Raw genomic sequence first — 23,649 nt, forward strand, 5'->3', positions numbered from 1 at the left:
ATCAGCCCTGGGTCTTGGCGGTGGCGCAGGCGTCCTGCGCGGTCTTCAGGGCGCCGGCGGGCGCCGCCCCGTTGTCCAGCACGTCCTGGATCGCGGTCGCCTCGTAGCCCTGGCACTTGAAGATCCAGTTGTACGGGGGCAGCGTGAAGGCGGTGTCGAGCTGGGAGACCGCGGCGGTCTCGTAGGGGTTCTGGGCGATGAAGTCCTGCATCTGCGGCAGCGCCTGCGGGGTGACCGGCAGGTAGCCGGAGTTGGCGGCCCAACCGGCCTGCTCCTCCGGGCTGGTGATGAACTTCATGAACGCCCAGGCGGCGGCCTTCTGGTCGGCGGTGGCGTTCTTGAAGACCACCATGTTGGTGCCGGTCAGCTCGTTGACCGCGCCCTGCGGGCCGGCCGGCAGGGCCGAGATGCCCAGGGTGAGCTTGTCGCCGACGGTCTTCTTCTCGAAGCCGTAGCCGGCCGCGGAGGAGATGTCGAAGGCGCCCTTGAGCGCGCCGAGCGCGGTCTCGCCCGGGTAGTTCTTGCCGGTGGCCAGCGCGTGCGCGTCCTTGAGCGACTTCAGGTAGGTCATCGCCTTGACCGCGCCGTCGTCGTTCAGGTGCGGGGTGCCGTCCGCGTCGTACAGCGCGCCGCCGTTGGCCTTGCTGAGGATCTCGAACCACTGGGTGCCGAAGGCGGCACCGGCGGCCGAACCCGGGTCGATGGTCGAGCCGGTGACGCCGTTGGTGGAGACCGCCTTCATCGCGGTGGCGTAGTCGTCCCAGGTCTTCGGCTCGCTCTGGCCGGCGGCCTTGAGCATGTCGGCGTTGTAGAACAGGATCAGCACGCTCTTGTTGAACGGCCACATCCAGTTCTTGCCGTCGCCCAGCGCCAGGTCCTTCTGGATGCCCTTGTAGAAGCCGGCCATCTGCGGCGGGGTGTCGGTGCCCGCCAGCTCGCTGATCGGGGTGATCGCGCCGCCGGACTGGAAGTAGGACGCCCAGCTCTCGTAGACCTGGCCCATGGTCGGCGCGTTGCCCGCCTGGACCTCGGCCTTCTCCTTGGTGTACATCGTCGCGTAGTCCGGGTCGCCCTGGAGCTTGACGGTGATGTTCGGGTACTTGGCCTGGAAGTCCGCGACCAGCTTGTCCATCGCCGGCTTCAGCGTGCCGATGGTCATCGCCTCCTCGAAGGTGATGGTCACCGGGGTGGTGGGGACCTCAAGTTCGTGGCCCGAGGGGGCGGCCGCGGAGCTGGAGCCGGCGGGGGTGCCGCCCCCGGCGCAGGCGGAGAGGCTGAGGGCCGCTATGGCGGCGACGGCGGCGAGGCGCACACGCATGGGAGGGGGTCCGTTCTTGTTCTGTGCGGGACGGTGCGGGAGTGCGGGAGGTGCGGGTCGGGCGGGGACGAGCGGGGGCGTGCGGGGACGTGCGTGGGAGCTCACACGAGCGAGGACTCCGAACCGGCGGCGGTGCGCCGGCGGACCATGGTGAACAGCACGGTGATGGCGAACAGGACCACGGCGAGCGCGGCTCCGTAGCCGGTGTCGCTCAGCACGAAGGCCTCCTGGTAGACCAGGTAGCTCAGCGTCGTGGTGGCGTAGACCGGACCGCCGCCGGACAGCGCGTAGAACTGGGTGAACGCCTGCAGCGAGGTGATCGCGGTGATCGCGACCACGAAGGTGGTGACCGGCCGCAGCTGGTGCCAGGTGATGTACCAGAACTCCTGCCAGGCCGAGCAGCCGTCCACCCGGGCCGCCTCGCTCAGCTCGTTCGGCAGGGTGGCGAGCCCGCCGAGGAAGACCACGGTGGTGAAGCCGATCTCGTGCCAGAGGCTGTAGATGATCACCGCCGGCATCGAGGAACCGGACGACTGCAGCCAGTCCGAGGTCGGCAGGTGCAGACTGTGCAGCACCCAGTCGGCCAGCCCGAAGCGCGGGTTGAAGATCCAGACCCAGATCATCGAGGTGGCGATCACCGGGGTGGCGTGCGGCACGAACAGCGCCACCCGGGAGGCGTTCAGCAGCGCGCCGCCGCGCTGCAGCAGCAGCGCCATGGCCAGTGAGACGGCCGTCCCGCCGATCACCATCGCCCCGCTGAAGTACAGCGAGTGCCACACGCTGGACAGGAAGGTCGGCTGGGTGGCGGCGAACAGCCGCTGGTAGTTGCCCACCCCCTTGAAGGTGGACATCGCCGGATTGAGCGCGTTCCACTTCCAGAGCGAGACGTAGAACGTGTAGCCGGTCGGCACGATGACGAAGGTGGCGAAGATCAGCACCGCCGGAGCCGAGTAGGCCCAGCCCCATCGGGTGGTGCGGAAGTCACGGGCCTGGCTCCGGCGGCGGGCGGGACGGCCCGGCGCGGCGAGCGGCCGGGCGGTGGTCGTTGCTGTCACGCCGAGAACTGTGATCAGCAACCGTTTCAGAAAAACAAAGTATTGATGAACAACTGACTACGTTCACCACGCTACTTAGATTCTTAAGATATCCTGAAAGGCTTGCCACTCTTACAGCCGACCCGCCCCGGCCGACCCGCGCCCGCCTTCCGAGAACGAATCCGGCGCACCGTGCGGCAGTGCCCGCGGCCCTGCCGTCGACACCGGGCCCGCACGCCGTCCCGGCTCCCTCGGAACATCGAGTTGAACGCGTTCAATTCATCGGTCTACAGTCACTCCCGTGCAGGCGGGAACAGCCCGGCCTGCCTCCTCGGCATGGGGTGGACGCAGATGAACGACGCGACCGACAACGACCGGGCGGCCCTGCGGCGGGTGCGGCGATGGCTCTGGATCTTCGTGGTCTGCCTGGTCCTGAGCGGACTGACGGCCTTCCCGCTGGAGAGCGAGACCCGCTGGCTCGCGGACCTCGCCACCGGCCCCGGCGCCCCGGTGGCCGAGCGCTTCCCCGCTCTGCTGGAGTGGATCGAGCGGGTCCGCGACGGCCTCGTCGAGACCAACGCCCGCTACCCCTTCCTCGCCTACGGCACCGACTGGCTCGCCTTCGCCCACCTGGTGATCGCGGCGGCGTTCCTGGGGCCGCTCAAGGACCCGGTGCGCAACGTCTGGGTGATCCGCTGGGCGGTCCTGGCCTGCGCCGCGATCATCCCGCTCGCGCTGATCTGCGGGCCGCTCCGGGGCATCCCGCTGTACTGGCGCTTCATCGACATGTCGTTCGGGATCGTGGGCGTCGTGCCGCTGCTGATCGTGCTGCGGGCGCTGCGGCCGCTGGTCGAACGGGCCGAACGGGATGCCGCACGGGTCGCCCGGGAGGCCGCGCGGCTCGCGCGGGAGGAACGGGACGCGGATGCCCGGCGGCCCGCGGGAGTGGAGGGCGGGGCGGCCTCGGCGATGGGCTGACCGGAGCCGGGCGGGTGGGCGGGGCGGCGGCGGTGGCGCAGGCCCTACCATCGGCCTCAACAGCTGCTGGGAGGCGGACGGGCGTGGCCGATGCGGTGATCGATCTCAATGCGGACCTCGGTGAGGGGTTCGGGCGGTGGACGCTGACCGACGACGAGGCCCTGCTCTCCGTCGTCACCAGTGCCAACGTCGCCTGCGGCTTCCACGCCGGGGACCCGTCCACCATGCGCCGGGTCTGCTCGCTGGCCGCCGAGCGCGGCGTCCGGATCGGCGCCCAGGTCTCCTACCGCGACCTCGCGGGCTTCGGACGCCGGGCCATGGACGTGCCGCCCGACGAGCTCGCCGACGAGATCGCCTACCAGATCGGCGCCCTCCAGGTCTTCGCCCGCGCCGCCGGCTCCCGGGTCTCCTACGTCAAACCGCACGGCGCCCTCTACAACCGGGTGGTCGCCGACTCCGAACAGGCCGAGGCCGTCGTCGCCGGGATCCTGCGGGCCGGGGCGGTCTGCGACGGACCGCTGCCGGTGCTGGGCCTGCCGGGCTCCCGGCTGCTGGCCGTCGCCGAGGACGTCGGGCTGCCGGTGGTCACCGAGGCGTTCGCCGACCGCGCCTACACCTGGGCCGGCACCCTCGTCCCGCGCCGCGAACCGGACGCGGTGGTGCACGATCCCGGGACGGTCATCACCCGCGCGGTCGGCATCGCCCGGGACGGCGTCGTGGAGGCGGTCGGCGGCGAACGGATCGCCGTCGCGGCGCGCTCGCTCTGCGTCCACGGCGACACCCCCGGCGCGGCCCAGCTCGCCTGGCGGATCCGGGGCGCGCTCGCCTCGGCGGGGGTCCGGGTGGAGGCCTTCGCATGACGGCGGCGGGCGGCGCGGATGCTGGTCCAGTGGTACGGCCGGTGGGCGAGCACGCGCTGCTGGTGGAGTTCGCCGACCCCGACGCCGTCACCGCCCTGTACGGCTGGCTGCGCGCACGGCAGTCGGCCGGCGAGCTGCCGCCGGTCGAGGAGATCGTGCCCGCCGCGCACACCGTCCTGCTGGACGGCGTGACGGACCTCCCCGCACTGGCCCGGCTGCTGCGCACCGCCCGCCCGGACCCGGCCGCCACCGCCGCCGGCCCGCTGGTCGAGGTGCCCACCGTCTACGACGGCGCGGACCTCGCCGAGGTCGCCGCGCTCTGGGGCGTCCCGCCGGAGGAGGCCGTCCGGATCCACACGGCCCCCGAGTACGTGGTGGCCTTCTGCGGTTTCGCCCCCGGCTTCGGCTACCTCACCGGCCTCCCGGCCCGGTACGAGGTGCCGCGCCGGGCCACCCCGCGCAGCGCCGTCCCGGCCGGCTCGGTCGCCCTGGCCGGCCCGTACACCGGCGTCTACCCGCGCTCCTCCCCCGGCGGCTGGCAACTCCTCGGCCGGACCGCCCTCCCGCTCTGGGACACCGCCCGGACCCCGGCCGCGCTGCTCGCCCCGGGCACCCGGGTCCGCTTCACCGCCGTCCGGGGAGGCACGCCGTGACGGCCGGGGCGGGCAGCCTCGTGGTGGTGCGGCCGGGCCCGTTGACCACGGTGCAGGACCTCGGGCGGCGCGGCGTCGCGCACCTCGGCGTGCCGCGGGCCGGGGCGGTGGACGAACCGGCGCTGCGGGCGGCCAACCGCCTGGTCGGGAACGACCCCGGGGCGGCCGCCCTGGAGACCACCCTGGGCGGCGTCGCGGTGCGGGCCACCCGGCCGCTGCTGGTCGCGGTGGCCGGCGCGCCCTCGCCGGTCCGGGTGGACGGCCGGCCCGCGGCCTGGGGCGCCCCGGTGGCGGTGCCCGCCGGGGCGGTGCTGGACGTCGGCGCCGCGACCGCCGGCGTGCGCGCCTACCTGGCCGTCGCGGGCGGGATCGCCGTCCCGCCGGTGCTCGGCAGCCGCTCGGCCGACCTGCTCTCCGGGCTCGGCCCGGCCCCGCTGGCCGTCGACGACCTCCTGCCGGTCGGACCGCGACCGCCCCGCCGGCCGACGCCGGAGCTGGTCCCGCTGCCCGCTCCCCCGACGGTGCTGGTGCTGCGGCTGCGGCTCGGTCCGCGCGCCGACTGGTTCGCCCCCGACGCCGTCGCACGGCTCGCCCGCGACACCTACCACGCCGCCCCGGCCAGCAACCGGATCGCCCTGCGCACCGACGGCCCGCCCCTGCTCCGCGCCAGGGACGGCGAACTGCCCAGCGAGGGCATGGTGTTGGGCGCCGTCCAAGTCCCGCCGGACGGCAGGCCGGTGGTCTTCCTGGCCGACCACCCGACCACCGGCGGCTACCCCGTCGTGGGCGTCGTGCCGCCCACCGACCTCGCCGCCGCGGCCCAGACCCGCCCGGGCACCCCGGTCCGCTTCACCGTCCACCCGGGCGCTCCGCGTCCGACGGGCTGATCGGACGATCCGGACACCGGCGCTCCCGCTACCGCTACCGCCCCAACAGCGCCTCGGCGACGGCCCGTTGGGTGGCGTCGATGTGCCGCTCGCCGTCCTTGACGCCCCAGAGGACGTTCTGCAGGACGCGGGCGAGCGTCCAACTGATCGCCCGGGAGCGGTCCAGGCCGAGGCGGTCGGCCATCAGGTCGAAGCGGAGGCGCAGCGCGCGCGGGAGGTCGCCGGTGGCGGTGAGGTCGGACCAGCGGTTCTGCAGGGCCGGGAGGAGTTCGAAGCACGGGTCGCCGGCCAGTGGCTTGGGATCGATGGCGAGCCAGCGGGCGCGGGCATTCGGGGCGAGCGGCGCGAGCACGTTGCCGTAGTGCAGGTCCCAGTGGAGCAGCCGGTCGCCCGGCTCGGGCCGGACCTCGCGGAGGGCGGCCGCGAGGTCCGCGAGCAGTCGGCGGTCCTCCTCCCTCGCCAGGCCGGCGTGCGCGGCCGGGACCCTCGCCAGCATGCCGTCCGCGATCTCGGCCAAGGTCCGTACACCAGGCGGTGCCTGATGCCGCGTCAACTCGGCCAGCAGCTCGGCGAGTACGCCGGTGGCGGCCCGGTCGTCGGGGACGGCGAGCAGGGAGCGGGCCGGGTCGAGGCGCTCCAGCAGCATCGAGCCGGTGGCCGGGTCGTGGTCGAGCAGTCGGACGGCGCTCCGGCCGCCCCAGGTACGCAGGGCGAGCGGCTCGCCCGCCGTCTCCTCGTCCACGTCCTGGAGCTTGAGCACGGCGCCCGTGCCGTCGGCCCGCCGGGCGGGCAGCACCAGGCCGCCGATTCCGTGCGCGGGCGGGCCGTCGATGCTCAGCTCCCAGCGCTCCGCCAACTCCGCGGCCAGCGCGGGCAGTCCGTCGGCCCAGCTGCGACCGGCCGCGCCGCGGTACTCGACGAGGGAGGCGACCAGCGCCTCGGGGACCTGGATCGGCATGACGGGCACGCTCCTCACGGGAACCGGGCGACACGCGGACGGCAGACGGCGGACGACGGACGGACAGGACGACGCTACGCCAAGGCGGTGGCGACGGCCTTCGCGAAGCCGTCCGGGTTGTCGATCATGATGTTGTGCCCGCAGTCCGGCACCGCCTCCACCAGCACGCCCGACTCCCGCAGCCGCGCCGCGCCGTCCACCTCGCCGTCGGCCTCGGGATGGAGGAAGGTGCGCGGCAGGTCGAGTCCGTGCAGTTGCTCGCGCAGGGTCGGGACGGTCCCCCGGCAGCGGTGGACGGCGGTGCGGTGCAGCGCCTCGGGACCGGCGAGCCGCATGGTGGCCCACCAGAACGGGCCGGCCGACTGCTCGACCCGCTCCCGCCCGCCCGCCAGGAACTCCTCCTCGGTCTGACTGGCGATGGCGCTGCGACTCGGGTCGACCGGATCGATCACGGAGTCGACCAGGACGAGCTTGGCGACCAACCCCGGGTGCCGGTGGGCGAGCACGATCGCGACCGCGCCGCCCAGGCTGTGGCCGATCACCTCGGCCCGCTCCACCCCCGCCGCCCGGACGGCCGCCGCGACGGCGTCGGCGTGCGCCTCCAGCGTGTAGGAGAAGTCGGCGGGGCGGTCGCTGATGCCGAAGCCGAGCAGATCGAGCAGGAGCGAGCGGTGGCCGGTGAGCAGCGGGTGCGCGGCGGCCGCGGCGTAGTAGACGGGCGAGCTGGAGCCGAGCCCGTGCAGGTAGAGGCGGACGGGCTCCTTGCCGGGGACCTCCACCCAGCGGATCCGGTCGCCGTTCGGGGTGACGGTGGCGTCGCGCACGGTCGTGCTCCTTCTGACGTCGGTACGGGGCCCCGGCAGGACGCTCCCGGGGGCGGCGGCCCCGGCTCTCGGCCAGGGCGACGCCATGACGATACCTCGACTCCGAGGTATAGCAACACCGATATATCTGAGCTCGGATCTGACAGAGTGGGCCCATGCTGAAGCTCGCGATCCTCGGGTTCCTCCACGACCGGCCCCTGCACGGCTACGAACTGCGCCGCCACCTCGCCGCGCTCACCGGCCACGTGCGACCGATCAGCGACGGCACGCTCTACCCGGCGATCAAGCGACTGGAGACCGACGGACTGCTCGTCCGCTCGACCGAACCCGGCGCGGCGGCCGCCCCCCGGCACACCCTGCGGCTCACCGACGCCGGCCGGGCCACCCTGCTGGACCGGCTGCGCACCCCGGACGACCTGGACGTCAGCGACGAGAACCGCTGGTTCACCGTGCTCGCCTTCCTCCGCCACCTCGACGGCGAGCCGGCCGCGCAGGCCGCCGTGCTCCGGCGCCGCCTCGCCTTCCTCAGCGAACCGGCCAGCTTCTTCTACGACGGCGACCGGCCGGTGGGCGCGGAGGAGGTGGCGGACCCGTTCCGCCGGGGCATGCTGCTGATCGCCCGCGCGACCACCACCGCCGAGCTGGACTGGCTGCGCACCACCCTCACGGAGCTCGACCGGGCGGCCTGAGCAGGAACCGGCCCGCAGATCCGTCCGCGCAAACGCCGCGGCCCGCGCCGACCCCGGCGGAGGGGTGGGCGCGGGCCGCGGCGCGCGGTGTGACGGGCAGCTCCGGCGGGCCGGTCAGTGCTGGTGGTAGGCGTGGACCACCGCGTGACCGCGTCCCCTGCCGATCATCCACTTGTTGACCGGGACGGTCAGGACGAAGGCCAGGGCCAGCGAGCCGGCCAGCGCGATCCAGAACAGGACGTCACCGAGGCCCGAGTCCATCGCACCGGGCACGGTCACCATCACGCTGTTGTCGATGATCTCCATGACGATGATCGAGACCGTGTCGGCGGCCAGCGCGACCTTCACCGCGGTGCGGACGTCCAGGCCCGCCTTGAGCACCCCGCGCATGGTCAGCGCGTAGCCGAAGACGAAGGCCAGCAGGACCGAGAGCACCACGGTCGCGCCGCTGTGCAGGCCGAAGGCGGTGCCGAGCACCATGCCGAGGATCTCGCCGATGGCGCAGCCGGTGAGGCAGTGCAGGGTCGCCTGCGCGGCGGCGGCCCAGGTCACGCCGCCCCCGTGGTGCCCATGGCCCGAGTGATGCGCGTGACCGACGTGCTGTTCGTGCTGCGCGGGGTGTGCCATGTCGTCCTCCACGTACTCGATCCTTCGCCGTGCTGCCCGGCTTGTCGATGACTGTATACCCCCAGGGGGTATCTTCCAAGCATGGATCACCACGCGGTCTTCCGCTCGCGGCCCCGCCGTGCTCCGATGGTTCGCATGACTGACGATCGAGTGACCGAGGCACGACCGGCCGGCGAACGGCGCGAGGGATACGACGGCACCGGCCCGGGGGCGATCACCCCCGACGGCTGCGCGGTCGAGGTGTACGAACGACTGCCGATCGGCGACGAGCCCGAGGTAATCGCGGGCGCGGTGCCGCCCGGCGCGAGCCTGCTCGAACTCGGCTGCGGCGTGGGCCGGATGACCCGCCCGCTGCTGGAGCTGGGCTTCCGGGTGACGGCCGTGGACGAGTCGGCCGACATGCTGGCACGGGTCCGCGGGGCGCGTACAGTGCGCTCCCCGATCGAGCGGCTGGAGCTCGACGAGCGCTTCGACGTCGTCCTGCTCGCCTCCTTCCTGGTGCACGCCCCCAGCCTCGACGTCCGCCGGGGCCTGCTGGAGACCTGCCGTCGGCACGTCACCCCGGACGGCTGCGTGCTCATCCAGCGCGAGGGCGAGGACTGGCAGACCGACCTGCCGCGCGAGCGACCGCTCGGCGAGGACGGCCTGGTGCGGGTGGAATCCGCCACACCCGTCGGCGACGGGGTGAACCTGGTCCACGTGGTGTACGAGTTCCCGGACGCCAAGTGGACCCAGTCCTTCCCGTCCCGCCCGATGAGCCAGGCTGACTTCGAAGGGGCGCTCGCCGAGGCCGGACTGGCGGTCGACGCCTGGCTGACCGAGGACCGCACCTGGGTGCGGGCCCGCCCGGTGGCCGGCTGAGCACTCCGGGGAGAACCGGGGAGGAACGGGAAGGAACGGGAAGGAGCAGGTGGCGGGACGGTGCGCCCGGGGTGGGGGCGGAGGACAGGCCTTCACCCGAACGGCGTAGCATCAGGCGGACGCCGGGCCCGCGCGCGGCCCGAGCGCCGGGCGGGGCCGGTGGTTCGCCTGCCATCGGGCCGCGCCGTTGGACCGCGTCGGCCGGTTCGCAGGACTGTTCCCGCACCGACCACCAAGGAACACTTCATGCGCATCGACCGACGGATACCCCGGGCGGGTGTCCGGTGATCGAATGGTTCCACGGAGCCGTCCTCGGCCTGATCCAGGGGCTCACCGAGTTCCTCCCGATCTCCTCCAGCGCCCACCTCCGGGTCTTCCCCGCCCTGCTGGGCTGGAAGGACCCGGGGGCGGCGTTCACCGCGGTGACCCAGCTCGGCACCGAGACCGCCGTACTGATCTACTTCCGCCGCGACATCGCCTCGATCATCAAGACCTGGACGCTCTCGCTGTTCCGGCCCGCGCTCCGCTCGCACCAGGACGCGCGGATGGGCTGGTTCGTGATCATGGGCACCCTGCCGATCGGCATCCTCGGCAAGCTGTTCCAGGACACCATCGAGCACGACCTGCGCGACCTGCGGATCATCGGCACCACGCTGATCGTCTTCGGCGTCGTCCTGGCGGTCGCCGACCGCACCCGGGCGGTCCGGCACGCCAAGCCGATCAGCGATCTGACCCTGCCGCACGCGGCCACGTACGGCATGGCCCAGGCGCTCGCCCTCATCCCGGGCGTGTCGCGCTCCGGTGGCACGATCAGCGCCGGTCTGCTGCTCGGGTACAGCCGCGAGGCGGCGGCCCGGTACTCGTTCCTGCTGGCGATCCCGGCGGTGCTGGCCTCCGGCCTGCTGGAGCTGTTCAAGATCGGCGAGGGCCCCGCGCCGGCCTGGGGGCCGACCGTCCTGGCCACCCTGATCGCCTTCGTGGTCGGGTACGCGGCGATCGCCTGGTTCCTGAAGTACATCTCGAACAACAGCTTCATGCCGTTCGTGATCTACCGCATCGCGCTGGGCGTTCTGATCATCGCCCTGGTGTCCGTCGGCACCCTGGCCCCGGACGCCGGTGTGGTCGCCAAGTAGAACGGCGTTCCACCACCAGCACCACCGGCACCACCCCGCACCAACGATGCGAACGACGAAGCGGGCCGATCCACCCCCGTGGTGGACCGGCCCGCTTCGTCGTTCCCGAACGGCGGCGGCTACCGGCGCCGCTCGCGGACGGCGGTCAGGCGGCCCCGGACGGCGGCGTGGACCTCGGCCTCCTCGGCCGGGTCGGCGGCGAGGCGGCGCAGGCGCTCCAGCACGCGGGCGTCGCCGGTGGTGGCGACGTGCCTCGCGGCGAGCTCCCGGGTGGACTCCTCGCAGTCCCAGAGGCACTCGACGGCCGGCCCCTCGGGGAAGTGCACGTCGGTCGCGGCGAGCGCCCGGGCGGCGCGGCCGCGCAGTTCCGAGGAGACGGCCTCCCCGTAGATGTGGCGCAGGACCGGGACGGCCTCGGTGGCGGTCAGCCGCCCCGCGCCGTCGACCAGCGTCCCGAGCCCGGCGTCGGCGCCGGACACCCCGTGCAGCGAGACCCAGCGGCGCAGCCCGGCCACCACCAGCGGGCCGTCGCCGGGCTCGCCCGCGTCGGCCAGCAGCCGGACGGCGGCCTCGCCGAGGGCGCTGTCGGCGCCGCCGGTGGCCGGGTCGGCCCAGCGGCGGGCCTGGGCCAGCGCCTCGGGGCCGCGCATCCGGCCGAGCAGTTCCAGGGCGAACCGGACCAGCCGGTCGTCGACCTCGGCCGCGGCGGCCTCGATCAGCTCGGCCGCGGCCGGGTCGCGCCGGTCGACGAGGTGGAAGCGGGCCGCCCGGCGGGCGCCCAGCACCCCGGTGCGGGCCGCCTCCAGGTCGGCGGGGCGGTCCTCGGGCCGGACCACGGCGGCCAGGCAGCGGGCGGCCGCGGCGGCACGGCGGTCCACCGCGTCGGGCCCCGGCCCGGGTACGCCGTCCCGGGACGCCTCGGGGCGGACCGGGCCGCCGGCGAAGGCCGTGGCGCCGAGGCCGCCGAGCTCGCCCTGGTCGGCCCAGGCGAGTACGTCGGCGGTGGACCAGCCCGGGGTCGCGCCGCTGCGGTTCAGCTGGCGCTGCCACACGTCGAAGGGGGACTGCTCGGCGGCGGCCGCGACTCTCGGGTGGTACGTCGCCCAGAGCCGCCAGGGCCGGGGCTCGTACGCGCTCCGGATGGTCTCGCGCAGCTCGGCGTCGCCCTCGGGGCCCGGCGGGAAGCGGTCCAGCACGGCCATCCCGAGCAGCAGCAGGCCGCGGTCGTCGTCGCGCAGCGCGAGCTCGTCCAGGGCCCAGGCCCAGTTGGTGCCGGTCGCGGCGTACTCGCGGAGCATGAGGAGCGCGTCCCGCCGGCCGTACGCGGCGAGGTGGCCCAGGACGGAGAGCGCGAGGCCGGTGCGGGCCTCGTCCTCCTCAAGGAGGTCCTCCGGCGAGTGGAGATGGTCCTCGATGCCGTCGAGCGGCGCCTCCAGTTCCATGTAGAGGCGCGCGTAGTAGAGGGAACGGTTCTCGACCTGCCAGTCGGCCCGCGGGTCCCTGGTGACACACTCCTCCAACGCGGCGATGGCCTCGGTGCGGTCGGCGGCCAGCGCATGGAGCTGCCCGTCACCGCGACCTCGCTGCAGGAGGCCGAGGAGGCTGGCACTGGGTGCTATCACTGGCTCGAACATGAGGTCAGCATCCGTTGCGGCGGTCGTAGTGGCAACGGGATTTCCGTCGCCGGGGTCTCTGGTGGGTACTGCGGTGGGCGCCCGGGCGCCGGAATTACCGAAGGTTACCGCCTCGGGCAGCCCGTCGCACACAGGGCGACCGACCCTTTGTGCGCAGTGGCATATGCCGGGGGAACTTTGTCGGCGATCTGTCCAAATCGCCCACAGGGGTGACACCGCTGTGCCACAGTCGATCCCACCACGCACCGGCCGCTCTCCACGAACGGAGCACTGGACCCGCATGCTCGAATCGCCCACGTCAGGCCCACCACCCGCCGCGTCCCCGACCGAGGACGCGACGGACGGCGAGGGGCCGGTGGGCGACAGAGTGGACGGCACGATCCGGACCACCACCGGCGCCGCCGTGATCGGCTCCGCCGAGTGGGACCTGCTCACCGACGACGTCCGCTGGTCCGCCGAGGCCTACCGGCTGCTCGGCTGCGACCCCGGGCACGGACCGCTCAGCCTGGACCGGCTGCCCGACCGGCTGAGCGAGGCGGACCGGCCGCAGCTGCGCCGGATGATGACCGACGCACTGGTGCACGGCCGGTACGCCTTCGGCACCCTCCAGGTGCGTCGGCCCGACGGCGGGCACGGCATGGTCGAGTGCGCCGGCGAACCCGTCCTGGGCACCGACGGCACCGTCACCGCGCTGCGCATGCTGCTGCGCCCGGCGAACCCCTCCTAGCAGGCTGACCCCACCGGGCCCGGGTCAGCCGCGCCCGGATCAACCGCGCCCGGGTCAGCCGCGCGCGGGCCGGTTCTTCGCACCCGCCGCCCGCAGCTCCCGCCCCAGCTCGTCCCGCAGCTGGTCCACCACCGGCACCCCCCGGTAGCGGGCGGTCAGCCGGTACATCTCCCGCAGCCGGTCCCACGTCCGGTGCGAGGAGTTCTGGCCGATCGCGCTCATCGCCAGCTTGCACTGGGTATCCGCCGCGTCCGGCTCCCCGGTGATCCAGTGCACCGAGGCCAGGGTGATCCGGTCGAACAGCGCCGACCGCAGCTGCCCCGTCCCCTCCCGCATCCGGATGGCCTGCTCGGCGTGCCGGCGGGCCGGCTCGGCGGCCGCCAGGTCGTGCTCGGCGAGCGTCCGCAGCACCAGCGCCTGCATCCCGCACAGCTCCGCCTCGTCGAAGACCTGCATCCAGGACGGCGGCGGGCCGTCCAGGCCCTCGGCGAAGAGGTCCTCCGCCTCGCCCAGCAGCCGCCAGGTCGCCTGCGACTGCCCGATCGAGGCGTGCGCCCAGGCCTCGACGGTGTTCAGCATGGCCCGCGTTCTCGGCAGCATCCGGCCGCCGCTCGCCTTCGCCGCGGCCATCAGGTCGATCGCGTCGTCGGCCCGCCCGAGGTGCACCATCTGACGCGCCGCCCGGGAGATCGCCTCCCCCGCGCGCGGCAGGTCGCCGGCCTCCTTGGCCGACTCGGCCGCCAGCATGAAGTACTTCTGCGCGGTCGGCTCCAGGCCCACGTCGTGCGACATCCAGCCGGCCAGCACCGCGAGGTCGGCGGCGACCATCCACAACCGCCGCTCCACGGCCGGGCTGTGCCGGTGCGTCAGCAGGCCGCCCACCTCGTTGAGCTGCCCGACCACCGCCTTGCGCTGCAGGCCGCCGCCGCGGGCGGCGTCCCAGGCCCGGAACACCAGCACCGAGCGCTCCAGCGCCTCCACCTCGTCGAGCCCGACCGGGCCCGCGTCGTACAGGTCCACCACCGGGCCGGCACCGCCCTGGGTGAGCACCGGCCTCGGGCCGGGCGCCGAGGCCGCGTACGCGACCGCGTCCCCGCCCAGCCAGCCCTTCAGCGAGTCGGCGATGACCGCCCCGGCCGTGAGCGCGGCACCCGCGCCCACCAATCCACGTCGGTTCAGCATGAGGTCCATTCCCGTGAACTCGGTGAGGACCGCGGCCGTTCGATCCGGCTCCCAACGTGACGAGGTGGCTGACTGCGCCGCTCCGGTCCTGGTGGGCCGGTGTCGTTCCAGACCGAGGTCCTCAGTGGTGACGACACGGCCGAGCCGCTCCGTGAACACGGCTGCCAGTACCCTCGGCACCGGATCGCGCGGGATCTCCCCCTGCTCGATCCAGCGCCGCACCCGCGAGGTGTCGGTGGACAGCTGCTGCTGGCCCATCGCGGCACCCCGTCTGTTGACCAGCCGTGCGAGTTCGCCCTTGGACCATCCGGTCAGGACGAACAGATCGGCGAGTCGGGTGTTGGGTCCCCTGCTCACGTGAAGCCCCCAGGTTCCTCGGCTGGTTCGAGGCTAGAGGGTCCGTCATGTGCCGGGCGAGCATTCGCCAGGCTTCGCCAGGGTCCGCCACATTACCAACCACCGGCATCCGGGTGTGATGTAGAGGTGCGCCACCTCGCCCCCCGGGTCGGGCGGCGTCCCAGGCCGGTTCGGGGTTCCCCCGTACGGGTCGACGGGGCGTCCCCGGTCCTCACCCGAGGGGGTGGCGCGGCCGGGTGGCGCGGGGGCGCCGGGCACGGCCACGGCAGTACCGGCCGACCGCATTCCCCAGGGTGCGGACGGCCGGTAAACCGCCGCAGCACGGGGTTCCGGCCCCGGCGTCCGTGCCCGGCGCCCGCGCACCACCCGGCCGACAGACCGACCGCCAGACCGCCAGACCGCCAGACCGAGCAAGGGCCGCCGTCACGCCAGGAACCACGCGGCACCGGCCCTCCCCGCACCCCCCGCGGGGCCGCATCCGCAGACGGACACAGGAAGGGACCTCCCTCACCCCATGTATTCCTCAGCGACCTCCCCGACGCCGACCACGACCCGCACCGCGCTGCGCCCCCCCACCGCAGCCGTCGGCCGTCCCGGTCCGAAGCAGGTCCCGCCGCCATCCCGGCCCGTCGCCCCGCGCGGCGCCGCCGACGGCCGGCCCGTGGACCCGCGGGGCCAGGCGGCCCGGACGGCGCTGGGGCTCCGCTCGCCCGAGGCCGCTCCGGCCGGCAACCGCCTCCCCGGAGCCCGGATCCCCGCCGTCCGCCCCGGCGACGGCCGGCTGCTGCGCCCGCCGACCCGGCCGGGCCAGCCCGTCACCCAGGAACGGATCGACCCCTCGGCGCTGCAGACGCCGGCCGTGCGGGCCGCGCTCGCCGGGGTCTCGCGGATATGCCCCGCCTTCACCCCCCGCCAGGTGCTGCGCGAGGGGAGCCGCCACATCCTGGTGGCGGGCACCATCGGCCGGGCGCCGGTGGTGGCGAAGTGCCTCGCCCCGCAGGCCGTGCGGAGCGAGTACTTCGAGCAGTTGGTGGCCGACTTCCACCACGAGGTCGCGGTCTACCGGGCGTTCGTGCGGCACCGTCCGCCGGTGCGGCTGCCCCGGCTGGTGGCGGCCGACCACGACCGCTGCGTGCTCGTCATGGAGCGCGTCCCCGGCCGGCCGGCGGCCCGGGAGCGCCACCCGGTCAACGCGCCGACCCCGGGCGAGGTACGGGCGCTGCTCACCGCCGTCCGGACGCTCAACCTGTGGCGCCCGCCGACCGACGTCTTCCAGCCCCGGCTGGACTACCAGTTGGAGATCGCCCGCTACCACTCGGTGGGCCAGCTCACCGACCGGGACGCCGGCGACCTGCGCGGTCTGCTGCACGGCCTCGGCCACGGCCCGCTCCAGCTCTGCCACGGCGACGCCCTGCTCAGCAACATGCTGCTGGCGCCGTCCGGGCCGGTGCTGGTCGACTGGGAGCAGGCCGGCTGGTACCTGCCCGGCTACGACCTGGCGGTGCTCTGGAGCGTGCTCTCCGGGGACACCGCGGCCCGTCGCCAGATCAGCCAGCTCGCGCAGAGCGGGGGCACGCTGGCCCGGGACGCGTTCCTGGTGAACCTGGTGCTGGTACTGATGCGGGAGATCCGGCTGTACGACGTGCCGGGCGCCGGCGAGGAGCAGCGGATCATGATCCGCCGGCTGTACGACGACGCCGCGCTGGCCCGCCGCGCGGTCCGGGCGGCGGTCGGGACCAGGTGAGCGCCGCCCCGTCCGGCCCGGCGGGGGCCCGTCCCTGACGGCCCCTCCGGCCGGCCGGCGGGGGGGGTGGCGCGGCTCAGTGCCGGGCGCCGCGCTCCAGGGCGGCTCGGCCGGCGGCCTCCAGGACGGTCTCGTCCGGGGCCAGGTGGACCCGGCTGCTGAGCACGTCCCGCAGGTAGCGCTCCAGCGGGTGACGCCGGCTCAGCCCCGGGTTGCCGGTGAGCGAGACGGCCTGCTGGACGGCGGCCGTCGCCGCCCGGGTGGCCAGCAGATGGGCGGGACCCGTCCGGGCCACCGCCGCCGGATCGGCCCGGTCCACCCGCGCGGCCAGCCCGTCGACCAACTCCTCGGCGCCGATCAGCTGGGCCTCGATCTCGCCCAGCGCGCAGCGGTAGCGGGGCAGGCTGCCGAGCGGCTCGGTCAGATTGGCCGGAGTTCGCTGGTGCAGGAAGCGCACCAGCCAGTCCTGGGCCGAGCGGGCGACCCCGACGGCCACCGCCGAGAGCGCCAGATCGTGCCAGGCCCTGGCCAGTTCGGCCGGCGGGACGGTCTCGGCGGCAGCGGCGGCAGCGGCGGCAGCGGCGGCAGCGGCGGCAGCGGCGGCAGCGGCGGCGGAACCGGCCGTGCCCTTTCCGGCCCCGCCCCTGGGCGGGGTCAGGCCGAGGGCCAGCTCGGTCGGCACCCGCACCCCGTCGAGGACCACGTCGTGGCTGGCGCTGGCCCGCAGGCCGAGCTGGTCCCAGGTCGGGTCGACCTCCAGGCCCTCGCTCTCGCCGCGTACCAGGAAGGTGCCGATCCGGGGCTGCGGTTCCTCGGTCCGGGCGGTCACCGCCATCCAGGCGAGCGCCTCGGCGCCGGTGCAGTACGTCTTACGGCCCGTCAACCGCCAGGCCTCGCCGTCCCATCGCGCCACCGTGGCCGGCGGTTCGCCGCCGCGACCCCCGGGCTCCGCGCGCAGGGTGTTGACCAGGGCCGGACCGCGCCGGGACTCGGTGAGCAGCCGCCGGTAACCGGCCGTCGGCCAGGCCGAAGTCCGGGCCTGCTCGGCGTGCTGGAGCAGGGTGAAGGCGGTGACCACCGCCACCGAGGCGTCCCCGCGCCCGAGTTGGGCCAGCACCCGGACGGTGTCGGCGAGCGTGCCGCCGGGGCCGCCGTACCGGCGGTCCACGGTCAGGGTGAGCAGTCCGGCCTCGTGCACCGCCTCGATGCCCTGGTACGGGAAGGTCGCGTCGCGGTCGTGCTCCTCGGCCCGGGCGGCCAGCAGGTCGACGACCCGGGGCAGTCCGGCGAGGGCGGCCGCGACCGGGGACGGGGTGGCGGGCGACTGGTCGGTGATGCTCATCGGGCTGGGGCCTCCGGGCGGCAGCGTGGGCTCTGCGGGCGGCGCGCCGGGACGGGCGCGCGGGACGGACGGCGGCCCGGGAATTCGGCTCGATGCCCGCCCCCGGCACCCGGGTACGGCGGAACGGCCGCCCCCGGATCGGCGCCGACCCTTCGGTCGGCGGCCCGCCGCCCTCGGGGACGAATCCCCTCAGTGGCCCGGACACGCCGCGCTGGCGGTGCGCCGCAGGTCGAGGTAGCTGCGACGGGTCAGCAGCGGGAGACGGCACGGCATGTTCGCGACCTTACGAACCTGTGATCGAAACCGTCAAGCAGTGCCCGAGGCCTGGAACGGGCGGAGCGCGGAACCCGGGCGAGCGGCAGAGCCGGGAGCGGAACGCCGCCCTCCGGGGCCCGGATCCGGCCCTTTGATCCGGCCCCTGGTTCCGGCCTCGTCAGCCCTGCTGGAACATGTCCGCGGGAAGCGGCTTCAGCAGCTGGTAGAGATCGTCCGAAATCGGCCGGTCCCAGGAGGCGATGGTGACCTGCACGCCGTCACTCCGGCCGAACTGGGCACAGAAGACCCGGCCCTCACTGACCTTGACCTTCTTCACGATCAGCAGGTCGTCCCCGAGCATGACCGGGAAGTCCTCCGCCGAGACGAACTCGACCGGTTCCTCGTTCTCCAGGGCCGCGAGCAGCTGGCGGACCTCGAAGGGCACGCTGTCGCCGGTCTCGCGGGCCGGCGAACCCTCGGGGAGGTTGCCGATGAACATCGCCGGGCCTCTGCCGCCGAACAGGTCGTAGCGCAGGAAAATCCCCTGGCAGGAGCCGTCCGGGCCGGTCATCATGGCTGCACCGAAGTCGCCGGGCCAGTCGCCCGGGTCCATGGCGAGGACGTCGAAGTCCGGGCCTGCGGGCTGACCGGAGCGACGGCGGAGAAAAGACATGGGAACATCGTACGTGCCCGGCACACCGCGCTCGCGGGGTGGGTGGGGCACCGGACGGAGATCCACGCTCAGAGACCAATGTTGACTCTGAGCAACCGTCCGGGCTACGTTCGGTTCAGCACGACAGCCGTTCTGGGTTTCACCCTTCGGGGGGACGGCCTGTCGCAACGCGGCCCTACACGCGTTTCCCTCACTGTGCACACCGCCGTGCCGAGCACCCAGCTTCGCCGACGCACACCGCACAGCACAGAAGCCAACAGTTCCACGCATCACAAGCAAGGTCCGCGGGGCCCCGGCCCGTCGCTCCCGCGGATCTGCTCGGGACGCCGCCGCGTGGGGGCGTGCGGGTCCCGAGCACGGCGTCGCCTCCGAGTCGCTCTCGGTTGCGGTGCCATCCTCCCGGCGACTGCCGGCCCCTCGTGGGCCGGGACCGGCCGACGCACCCCCGGTGCGCAGAGGGATGACTGGGAGGAGACTCGGCAACGCTGCCGGGTTGCACAGCAGGCGCCGTGTCTGGCCGCGTGGGGGCGGTGGGCACGGCGTCTGCCTGTGTTCATACTCTGAGCTGCGTTTGTCCAGCAGTCAACAGAAATTATGACTGCGCACGCTCAAATGTGATCGGAACGATGACCGGCGGAGACCTTCGGAGCCGTACGGGCGCCTCCGGACCCCCTGAACGGCACTCCCGAACGCCGGAAGTGCAGGGAATGCCGGGAATGCCGCGGGTGCCGGCCCGGCGGTCCGGACCGGCACCCGCTGTCCGGAGCCTCAGGTGAGGTCGAACTCGCCGTCCCGCGCGCCGAGCACGAAGGCCCGCCACTCCCCCGGCGTGAACACCAGGACCGGGCCGTCCTCCTGACGGCCGTCCCGCATGCCGATGTACCCGTCCACGAAGGCGATCTGGACGTCCCCGATGCCCTGGCTGCTGCAGAGCCAGGTCGCCCCGGTGAAGTCCACCTTCGGCTTCCCGCTCGCGGCGAGCTCCACCACCTCGGTCGACTCCACCCCGGTCCCACTGTTGGCTGCCACTGTTGGTCTCTCCTCCCGACGGCCTGAACGGTCCCAGCCTAGTCACCGCTGCCGCGCCGGTCAGCGGGATCACCAGGACTACCCCCCGGCCGGGGACCGACGGGCCGTCAACGCCCGCCGCACGCCTGGAGGGCCTGTGGAGCGCCCGTGCGGGTCCGTCGCGCGCCCCGGCGCGACCCCGGGGGCGCGTGTCCCGCGCGGGCGCGCGGCGGGCGAACTGCCAGAGTGTGGGGAGCCCCCCACCGAACGCCCCGAGGAGCAGCCGATGAGCCGCCGGGACGGCACCCGCGCCGATGTCATCCCCATCTCCGAGGCCCCCTCGGCGCACCCCCCGGCGCCCCGCACCCCGCCCGAGCCCGCCCCACGGCCCCGGCCCACCCCCGGCCGGCCGCCCGCCCACGGCCGGGTCGGGGTCGTCCTGGTCTCGCACAGCCAGGAACTCGCCAACGCCGTCCGCGCCCTGACGCTCGCGCTGGCCGGCTCCGACTCCCCCGCCCCGGTGGCCGGCACCGGCGGGGACCTCGTCTCCGGCCCCGGCATCAGCGCCGTACTGGTCGCCGCCGCCACCCGCCGGGTCGACCAGGGGCACGGCGTGGTCGTGCTGGCCGACCTGGGCGGCGCGGTGACCACCGTCCGGGCGCTGCTCGCCGAGGCCGACGAGCACGGCCTGCCGTTCCCCGTCCGGTTCGCGAACGCGCCGTTCGTCGAGGGCGCGGTGGCCGCGGTGGCCACCGCCACGGCCGGCGGCGACCTCTCGGCGGTGCTGGACGCCGCCGAGGAGGCCTACCGCCAGCCCAAGGGCTGACCGGGCCGGCGGGTCCCACGACGGCCCCGCGCGGCCGCTTCCGGCCGTTCTCGGAGTTCCGCCCCACGGCGGGTGACCGCGCGGCTACCATCGGCGCTGGGCCGGCCGCGCGGGCCGGGTCGTCCTGAGGGGGGAACCTCAACCATGCGCGTCGTCGTCACCGGCGGAGCCGGCTTCATCGGGGCCAACCTGGTCCGGGCCCTGCTGGCCCGGCCCGAGGTGGACCAGGTCCGGGTCGTGGACAACTTCTCCACCGGGCGGAAGGCCAACCTGGCCGGCACCGAGGCGGTGCTCCACGAGGGCACGATCCTCGACCCGGCGCTGCTGGACGAGGCCTTCGCCGGCGCCGACGCGGTGGTGCACCTCGCCGCGCTGCCCTCCGTGCCGCGCTCGGTGGCGGACCCGCTGGCCAGTCACCACGCCAACGCCACCGGCACCCTGGAGGTGTTGGAGGCGGCCCGCCGCGCGGGCGGCCTCTACGTGGCCGCCGCGTCCTCCTCCTCGGTCTACGGCGCCAACCGGGAGCTGCCCAAGCGGGAGTCCATGCGCACCGCGCCGATGAGCCCGTACGCGGTCAGCAAGCTCGCCACCGAGGCCTATCTGGCGGCCTACCACCACTGCTACGGGCTGGGCGTGCTGCCGCTGCGGTTCTTCAACGTGTTCGGCCCGCTGCAGCCCGCCGGGCACGCCTACGCGGCCGTCGTCCCGGCCTTCCTGGACGCGGCGCTCGCCGGGCGGCCGCTGACCGTGCACGGGGACGGGGGGCAGAGCCGGGACTTCACCTTCGTCGGCACCGTCACCCAGGTGATCACCGACGCGGTGCTGCGCCGGGTCGTGCACGCCGACCCGGTGAACCTGGCCTTCGGCACCCGCACCTCGCTGCTGGAGCTGGTCGGCGAGCTGGAGTCGGTGCTCGGCCACCCCGTCGAGGTCGCGCACACCGAGTCGCGGCCCGGCGACGTCCGGGACTCGCAGGCCGACAACGCGCGGCTGCGCGAGCTGTTCCCGGACGTCCGGCCGGTGCCGCTGCGCGAGGGCCTGGAGCGGACGGCGGACTGGTTCCGCGGCCTCTAGGGCCCTGCGGCCTGCCTTACGGGAGCTGCGCGCCCTCCCAGGCGAAGCCCGTCTCGGCCGGGCCGGACACCGCCCGGTCGATCCAGGCCAGCTCCCGCTCGCCCATCGGCGGCAGCTCGTCCAGCGCGTACCAGCCGACCGCGAGCGTCTCGTCCTCGTCCACCCGGATCTCCCCGCCCACCGGGCGGCAGCGGAAGACGACCTCCAGGTACTGCGTCACGTCGCCGTTGGGGTAGGTGATGTCCGGCGAGACGGTGAGCGTCACGAGCCGCTCGGGAACGGTGACGATCCCGGTCTCCTCCAGGACCTCGCGGACCGCTCCGTCGGCCGGCTGCTCGCCCGGGTCGAGGATGCCGCCGGGCGGCGCCCAGTTGCCGTCGTCGGCGCGTTGGACGAGCAGCACCCGGCCGTCGTCGTCCAGGACGACGGCCGCGGCCGCGCTGAGCCAGAGCTTGCGGGGGCCGACCACCGCGCGGAGGTCGGCCAGGAACTTCGGAATCGCCATGCGCCGCAGCCTATCGGGGCACGGGCGCCGCGCCGGCCCCGGGCGGGGCGGGGCGGCGCGGTCAGGCGCCGCGGAGCGGGCGGGCCGGGGAGCCGACCACCACCGCGCCGGGCGGGATGTCCCTGGTCACCACGGCCGCCGCGCCGATGAAGGCGCCCGCGCCGATCTTGCGGCCCTGGAGCACCACGGCGTTGGAGCCGACGGTGGCGCCGTCCGCCAGCAGTACGGCGCCGGAGACGTTTCCGCCCGGATAGACCGTCACCCGCTCGCCGAACACCGCGTCGTGGCCGACGGTCGCGTTGTAGTGGACCTGGCTGTGCGCGCCGAGCCGGACGCTGCTGGACACGTACGCGCCGCCCATCACCAGGCAGCCCGGGCCGAGCAGGGTCTCCGGGGCGATCAGCGCCCGGGGGTGGACCAGGGTGACCGGCTCCGCGCCCAGGCCGTCCAGCAGGGCGGCGAGCCGCTGCCGGACGGCCGGGTCGGCGATGCCGACCAGGTAGCGGGCGCCGGGTTCGAGCTCGGCGGGCCGGCGGACGGGCAGGCCGCGGACGGTGGCGCCGTGCTGCCGGTCGTCGAGGAAGCCCGCGACCGGGACGCCGGGCGCGAGCGCCGTGTCCAGCGCCTCGCGGCCGACGCCCCCGGCGCCGGCGATCCAGAGTCCGGACGGGTCCGGCGCGGGCGGCTCGGTTGCGGACGGGTCCGTTGCGGAGGGCATGGGGGCCATCCTGCCGGGTTCGTGAGTCAGGACGCCTCCTCGACGGCGGCGCGGACTGGGACCGGCGGGGCCAGCCGGGCCCCGGCGGCCTGCCGGGGCAGGCTGAGGGTCCGGAAGGGTTCCGGCGCGGGCGCCGCCGGGGCGGCGGGCCCGACCGGTGCCGCGGGCGCCGCCGGGGTGCTCTCGATCGGCTCGGTCGGCGCCGGGAAGCCCGGGTTGACGCCGCCGGCGGCGGTGATCCCGGCCGGGCGCAGCAGCACCTTGACGGTCAGCAGGAGGATCCGCAGGTCCACCAGGAGCGAGCGGTTCCGGACGTACCAGAGGTCGAGCTCGATCCGCTCGGGCCAGGTGATGGAGTTGCGGCCCTGGACCTGGGCCCAGCCGGTGAGGCCGGGCCGGACGTCGAGCCGGCCGCGCTGCCGGCGGGAGTAGTGGACGACCTGCTCGGGGAGCGTGGGCCGGGGCCCGATCACCCCCATCTCGCCGCGCGCGACGTTCCACAGCTGCGGCAGCTCGTCCAGGCTGGTCCGGCGGAGCAGGTCCCCGAGCCGGGTGATCCGGGGAGCGTCCGGCTCCTCGGGGAAACGTTTGTCCCGCATGGTGCGGAACTTGAGGATCTCGAACTCCTTGCCGCGCAGCCCCGTCCGGGTCTGCCGGAAGAGCACCGGTCCGCCCATCGTGCAGCGGATCAGCAGGGCGATCAGCAGACCGAGCGGAATCGCGACGATCCCGGTCAGCGCGGTGATCGCGAGGTCCCCCCCTCGCTTCATGACGGTCCTTCC

General features: G+C 74.4%; 24 protein-coding genes. 11 read left to right on the forward strand and 13 right to left on the reverse strand.

The annotated features are described in order from the left end of the window. Position 1: 1 nt before the first annotated feature. Positions 2 to 1,318 (reverse strand): extracellular solute-binding protein, encoded by a 1,317-nt coding sequence (locus ACFP3U_RS22435; protein ID WP_380227402.1) that lies wholly within the window; start codon positions 1,316 to 1,318, stop codon positions 2 to 4. A gap of 101 nt (positions 1,319 to 1,419) precedes the next feature. After that, positions 1,420 to 2,373: a carbohydrate ABC transporter permease gene (locus tag ACFP3U_RS22440; RefSeq protein WP_380227403.1), complete on the reverse strand. Its 954-nt coding sequence runs from the start codon at positions 2,371 to 2,373 to the stop codon at positions 1,420 to 1,422. Between the two features lie 330 nt (positions 2,374 to 2,703). On the opposite strand from ACFP3U_RS22440, the gene ACFP3U_RS22445 reads away from it, so the two are divergent. The 4 genes from ACFP3U_RS22445 to ACFP3U_RS22460 all read left to right on the forward strand — a co-directional run bounded on the left by ACFP3U_RS22445 (position 2,704) and on the right by ACFP3U_RS22460 (position 5,730). Beyond that, complete coding sequence (locus ACFP3U_RS22445; RefSeq protein ID WP_380227404.1) at positions 2,704 to 3,330, forward strand: hypothetical protein; 627 nt, start codon at positions 2,704 to 2,706, stop codon at positions 3,328 to 3,330. A gap of 83 nt (positions 3,331 to 3,413) precedes the next feature. Then, a complete protein-coding gene (locus ACFP3U_RS22450; RefSeq protein WP_380227405.1) occupies positions 3,414 to 4,190 on the forward strand; it encodes a LamB/YcsF family protein in 777 nt (258 codons plus the stop codon). After that, a complete protein-coding gene (gene pxpB, locus ACFP3U_RS22455) occupies positions 4,187 to 4,843 on the forward strand; it encodes a 5-oxoprolinase subunit PxpB (RefSeq protein WP_380227406.1) in 657 nt (218 codons plus the stop codon). Before ACFP3U_RS22450 ends, pxpB begins: the two co-directional genes overlap by 4 nt. Next, positions 4,840 to 5,730, forward strand: coding sequence for a 5-oxoprolinase subunit C family protein (locus ACFP3U_RS22460; RefSeq protein ID WP_380227407.1), 891 nt, complete (start codon positions 4,840 to 4,842; stop codon positions 5,728 to 5,730). Before pxpB ends, ACFP3U_RS22460 begins: the two co-directional genes overlap by 4 nt. Positions 5,731 to 5,764: 34 nt before the next feature. Here the strand turns inward: ACFP3U_RS22460 and ACFP3U_RS22465 are convergent, their stop codons facing one another. Both ACFP3U_RS22465 and ACFP3U_RS22470 read right to left on the reverse strand, forming a co-directional pair. Then, complete coding sequence (locus tag ACFP3U_RS22465) at positions 5,765 to 6,688, reverse strand: aminoglycoside phosphotransferase family protein (protein WP_380227408.1); 924 nt, start codon at positions 6,686 to 6,688, stop codon at positions 5,765 to 5,767. 74 nt (positions 6,689 to 6,762) lie between these two features. Next, positions 6,763 to 7,512, reverse strand: a complete 750-nt coding sequence (locus ACFP3U_RS22470) for an alpha/beta fold hydrolase (protein ID WP_380227409.1) — start codon at positions 7,510 to 7,512, stop codon at positions 6,763 to 6,765. Positions 7,513 to 7,667: 155 nt separating this feature from the next. Between ACFP3U_RS22470 and ACFP3U_RS22475 the strand changes: the two genes are divergently transcribed. After that, entirely contained in the window at positions 7,668 to 8,201 is a 534-nt protein-coding gene (locus ACFP3U_RS22475; RefSeq protein WP_380227410.1) for a PadR family transcriptional regulator, read from the forward strand. Between the two features lie 114 nt (positions 8,202 to 8,315). Here ACFP3U_RS22475 and ACFP3U_RS22480 read toward each other — a convergent pair whose 3' ends face one another. Beyond that, positions 8,316 to 8,828 carry a DUF4396 domain-containing protein gene (locus tag ACFP3U_RS22480; RefSeq protein WP_380227468.1) on the reverse strand — a complete coding sequence of 171 codons (513 nt, stop codon included), beginning with the start codon at positions 8,826 to 8,828 and terminating at the stop codon, positions 8,316 to 8,318. A gap of 135 nt (positions 8,829 to 8,963) precedes the next feature. Here ACFP3U_RS22480 and ACFP3U_RS22485 point away from each other — a divergent pair, with 135 nt between their 5' ends. Together ACFP3U_RS22485 and ACFP3U_RS22490 are read left to right on the forward strand one after the other, a co-directional pair. Then, complete coding sequence (locus tag ACFP3U_RS22485) at positions 8,964 to 9,689, forward strand: class I SAM-dependent methyltransferase (RefSeq protein WP_380227411.1); 726 nt, start codon at positions 8,964 to 8,966, stop codon at positions 9,687 to 9,689. A 287-nt stretch (positions 9,690 to 9,976) separates the two neighbouring features. Further along, positions 9,977 to 10,822 (forward strand): undecaprenyl-diphosphate phosphatase, encoded by an 846-nt coding sequence (locus tag ACFP3U_RS22490; RefSeq protein WP_380227469.1) that lies wholly within the window; start codon positions 9,977 to 9,979, stop codon positions 10,820 to 10,822. 119 nt (positions 10,823 to 10,941) lie between these two features. On the opposite strand, the gene ACFP3U_RS22495 is transcribed toward ACFP3U_RS22490, so the two are convergent. Then, positions 10,942 to 12,456 carry a HEAT repeat domain-containing protein gene (locus tag ACFP3U_RS22495; RefSeq protein ID WP_380227412.1) on the reverse strand — a complete coding sequence of 505 codons (1,515 nt, stop codon included), beginning with the start codon at positions 12,454 to 12,456 and terminating at the stop codon, positions 10,942 to 10,944. A gap of 280 nt (positions 12,457 to 12,736) precedes the next feature. Here ACFP3U_RS22495 and ACFP3U_RS22500 point away from each other — a divergent pair, with 280 nt between their 5' ends. Continuing rightward, a complete protein-coding gene (locus ACFP3U_RS22500) occupies positions 12,737 to 13,183 on the forward strand; it encodes a PAS domain-containing protein (RefSeq protein ID WP_380227413.1) in 447 nt (148 codons plus the stop codon). 54 nt (positions 13,184 to 13,237) lie between these two features. Here the strand turns inward: ACFP3U_RS22500 and ACFP3U_RS22505 are convergent, their stop codons facing one another. Then, positions 13,238 to 14,722 carry a DNA-binding protein NsdB gene (locus ACFP3U_RS22505; RefSeq protein WP_380227414.1) on the reverse strand — a complete coding sequence of 495 codons (1,485 nt, stop codon included), beginning with the start codon at positions 14,720 to 14,722 and terminating at the stop codon, positions 13,238 to 13,240. Between the two features lie 514 nt (positions 14,723 to 15,236). Between ACFP3U_RS22505 and ACFP3U_RS22510 the strand changes: the two genes are divergently transcribed. Beyond that, on the forward strand, positions 15,237 to 16,466 hold the full coding sequence (locus ACFP3U_RS22510; RefSeq protein ID WP_380227415.1) for an aminoglycoside phosphotransferase family protein: 1,230 nt from the start codon (positions 15,237 to 15,239) through the stop codon (positions 16,464 to 16,466). 76 nt (positions 16,467 to 16,542) lie between these two features. Here ACFP3U_RS22510 and ACFP3U_RS22515 read toward each other — a convergent pair whose 3' ends face one another. From ACFP3U_RS22515 to ACFP3U_RS22525, 3 genes are all read right to left on the reverse strand, one after another. Further along, complete coding sequence (locus ACFP3U_RS22515) at positions 16,543 to 17,808, reverse strand: acyl-CoA dehydrogenase family protein (RefSeq protein WP_380227416.1); 1,266 nt, start codon at positions 17,806 to 17,808, stop codon at positions 16,543 to 16,545. A 433-nt stretch (positions 17,809 to 18,241) separates the two neighbouring features. Beyond that, positions 18,242 to 18,736, reverse strand: coding sequence for a hypothetical protein (locus ACFP3U_RS22520; protein WP_380227417.1), 495 nt, complete (start codon positions 18,734 to 18,736; stop codon positions 18,242 to 18,244). Positions 18,737 to 19,504: 768 nt separating this feature from the next. Continuing rightward, positions 19,505 to 19,741 carry a DUF397 domain-containing protein gene (locus ACFP3U_RS22525; protein WP_380227470.1) on the reverse strand — a complete coding sequence of 79 codons (237 nt, stop codon included), beginning with the start codon at positions 19,739 to 19,741 and terminating at the stop codon, positions 19,505 to 19,507. 289 nt (positions 19,742 to 20,030) lie between these two features. On the opposite strand from ACFP3U_RS22525, the gene ACFP3U_RS22530 reads away from it, so the two are divergent. Both ACFP3U_RS22530 and ACFP3U_RS22535 read left to right on the forward strand, forming a co-directional pair. Further along, positions 20,031 to 20,570, forward strand: coding sequence for a PTS-dependent dihydroxyacetone kinase phosphotransferase subunit DhaM (locus ACFP3U_RS22530; RefSeq protein ID WP_380227418.1), 540 nt, complete (start codon positions 20,031 to 20,033; stop codon positions 20,568 to 20,570). 144 nt (positions 20,571 to 20,714) lie between these two features. Continuing rightward, entirely contained in the window at positions 20,715 to 21,644 is a 930-nt protein-coding gene (locus ACFP3U_RS22535) for an NAD-dependent epimerase/dehydratase family protein (RefSeq protein ID WP_380227419.1), read from the forward strand. Between the two features lie 16 nt (positions 21,645 to 21,660). On the opposite strand, the gene ACFP3U_RS22540 is transcribed toward ACFP3U_RS22535, so the two are convergent. The 3 genes from ACFP3U_RS22540 to ACFP3U_RS22550 all read right to left on the reverse strand — a co-directional run bounded on the left by ACFP3U_RS22540 (position 21,661) and on the right by ACFP3U_RS22550 (position 23,637). Next, positions 21,661 to 22,149: an NUDIX hydrolase gene (locus ACFP3U_RS22540; protein ID WP_380227420.1), complete on the reverse strand. Its 489-nt coding sequence runs from the start codon at positions 22,147 to 22,149 to the stop codon at positions 21,661 to 21,663. 61 nt (positions 22,150 to 22,210) lie between these two features. Then, the gene (locus ACFP3U_RS22545; RefSeq protein WP_380227421.1) at positions 22,211 to 22,867 is read right to left on the reverse strand and encodes a NeuD/PglB/VioB family sugar acetyltransferase; all 657 of its coding nucleotides are present in this window, start codon (positions 22,865 to 22,867) and stop codon (positions 22,211 to 22,213) included. A gap of 26 nt (positions 22,868 to 22,893) precedes the next feature. Further along, complete coding sequence (locus ACFP3U_RS22550) at positions 22,894 to 23,637, reverse strand: sugar transferase (protein ID WP_380227422.1); 744 nt, start codon at positions 23,635 to 23,637, stop codon at positions 22,894 to 22,896. Positions 23,638 to 23,649: the final 12 nt, after the last annotated feature.

This window comes from Kitasatospora misakiensis (assembly GCF_042656005.1).
In the GTDB taxonomy this organism is placed as follows: Bacteria; Actinomycetota; Actinomycetes; order Streptomycetales; family Streptomycetaceae; genus Kitasatospora; species Kitasatospora misakiensis.

What these genes read in the sequence shown, in the direction of transcription:
- ACFP3U_RS22435 (WP_380227402.1), bottom strand. Translation starts at nt 1,318, where the DNA reads ATGCGTGTGCGCCTCGCCGCCGTCGCCGCCATAGCGGCCCTCAGCCTC.
- ACFP3U_RS22445 (WP_380227404.1), top strand. Translation starts at nt 2,704, where the DNA reads ATGAACGACGCGACCGACAACGACCGGGCGGCCCTGCGGCGGGTGCGG.
- pxpB (WP_380227406.1), top strand. Translation starts at nt 4,187, where the DNA reads ATGACGGCGGCGGGCGGCGCGGATGCTGGTCCAGTGGTACGGCCGGTG.
- ACFP3U_RS22465 (WP_380227408.1), bottom strand. Translation starts at nt 6,688, where the DNA reads ATGCCGATCCAGGTCCCCGAGGCGCTGGTCGCCTCCCTCGTCGAGTAC.
- ACFP3U_RS22475 (WP_380227410.1), top strand. Translation starts at nt 7,668, where the DNA reads ATGCTGAAGCTCGCGATCCTCGGGTTCCTCCACGACCGGCCCCTGCAC.
- ACFP3U_RS22480 (WP_380227468.1), bottom strand. Translation starts at nt 8,828, where the DNA reads ATGGCACACCCCGCGCAGCACGAACAGCACGTCGGTCACGCGCATCAC.
- ACFP3U_RS22485 (WP_380227411.1), top strand. Translation starts at nt 8,964, where the DNA reads ATGACTGACGATCGAGTGACCGAGGCACGACCGGCCGGCGAACGGCGC.
- ACFP3U_RS22495 (WP_380227412.1), bottom strand. Translation starts at nt 12,456, where the DNA reads ATGTTCGAGCCAGTGATAGCACCCAGTGCCAGCCTCCTCGGCCTCCTG.
- ACFP3U_RS22500 (WP_380227413.1), top strand. Translation starts at nt 12,737, where the DNA reads ATGCTCGAATCGCCCACGTCAGGCCCACCACCCGCCGCGTCCCCGACC.
- ACFP3U_RS22510 (WP_380227415.1), top strand. Translation starts at nt 15,237, where the DNA reads ATGTATTCCTCAGCGACCTCCCCGACGCCGACCACGACCCGCACCGCG.
- ACFP3U_RS22515 (WP_380227416.1), bottom strand. Translation starts at nt 17,808, where the DNA reads ATGAGCATCACCGACCAGTCGCCCGCCACCCCGTCCCCGGTCGCGGCC.
- ACFP3U_RS22520 (WP_380227417.1), bottom strand. Translation starts at nt 18,736, where the DNA reads ATGTCTTTTCTCCGCCGTCGCTCCGGTCAGCCCGCAGGCCCGGACTTC.
- ACFP3U_RS22530 (WP_380227418.1), top strand. Translation starts at nt 20,031, where the DNA reads ATGAGCCGCCGGGACGGCACCCGCGCCGATGTCATCCCCATCTCCGAG.
- ACFP3U_RS22535 (WP_380227419.1), top strand. Translation starts at nt 20,715, where the DNA reads ATGCGCGTCGTCGTCACCGGCGGAGCCGGCTTCATCGGGGCCAACCTG.
- ACFP3U_RS22540 (WP_380227420.1), bottom strand. Translation starts at nt 22,149, where the DNA reads ATGGCGATTCCGAAGTTCCTGGCCGACCTCCGCGCGGTGGTCGGCCCC.
- ACFP3U_RS22545 (WP_380227421.1), bottom strand. Translation starts at nt 22,867, where the DNA reads ATGCCCTCCGCAACGGACCCGTCCGCAACCGAGCCGCCCGCGCCGGAC.
- ACFP3U_RS22550 (WP_380227422.1), bottom strand. Translation starts at nt 23,637, where the DNA reads ATGAAGCGAGGGGGGGACCTCGCGATCACCGCGCTGACCGGGATCGTC.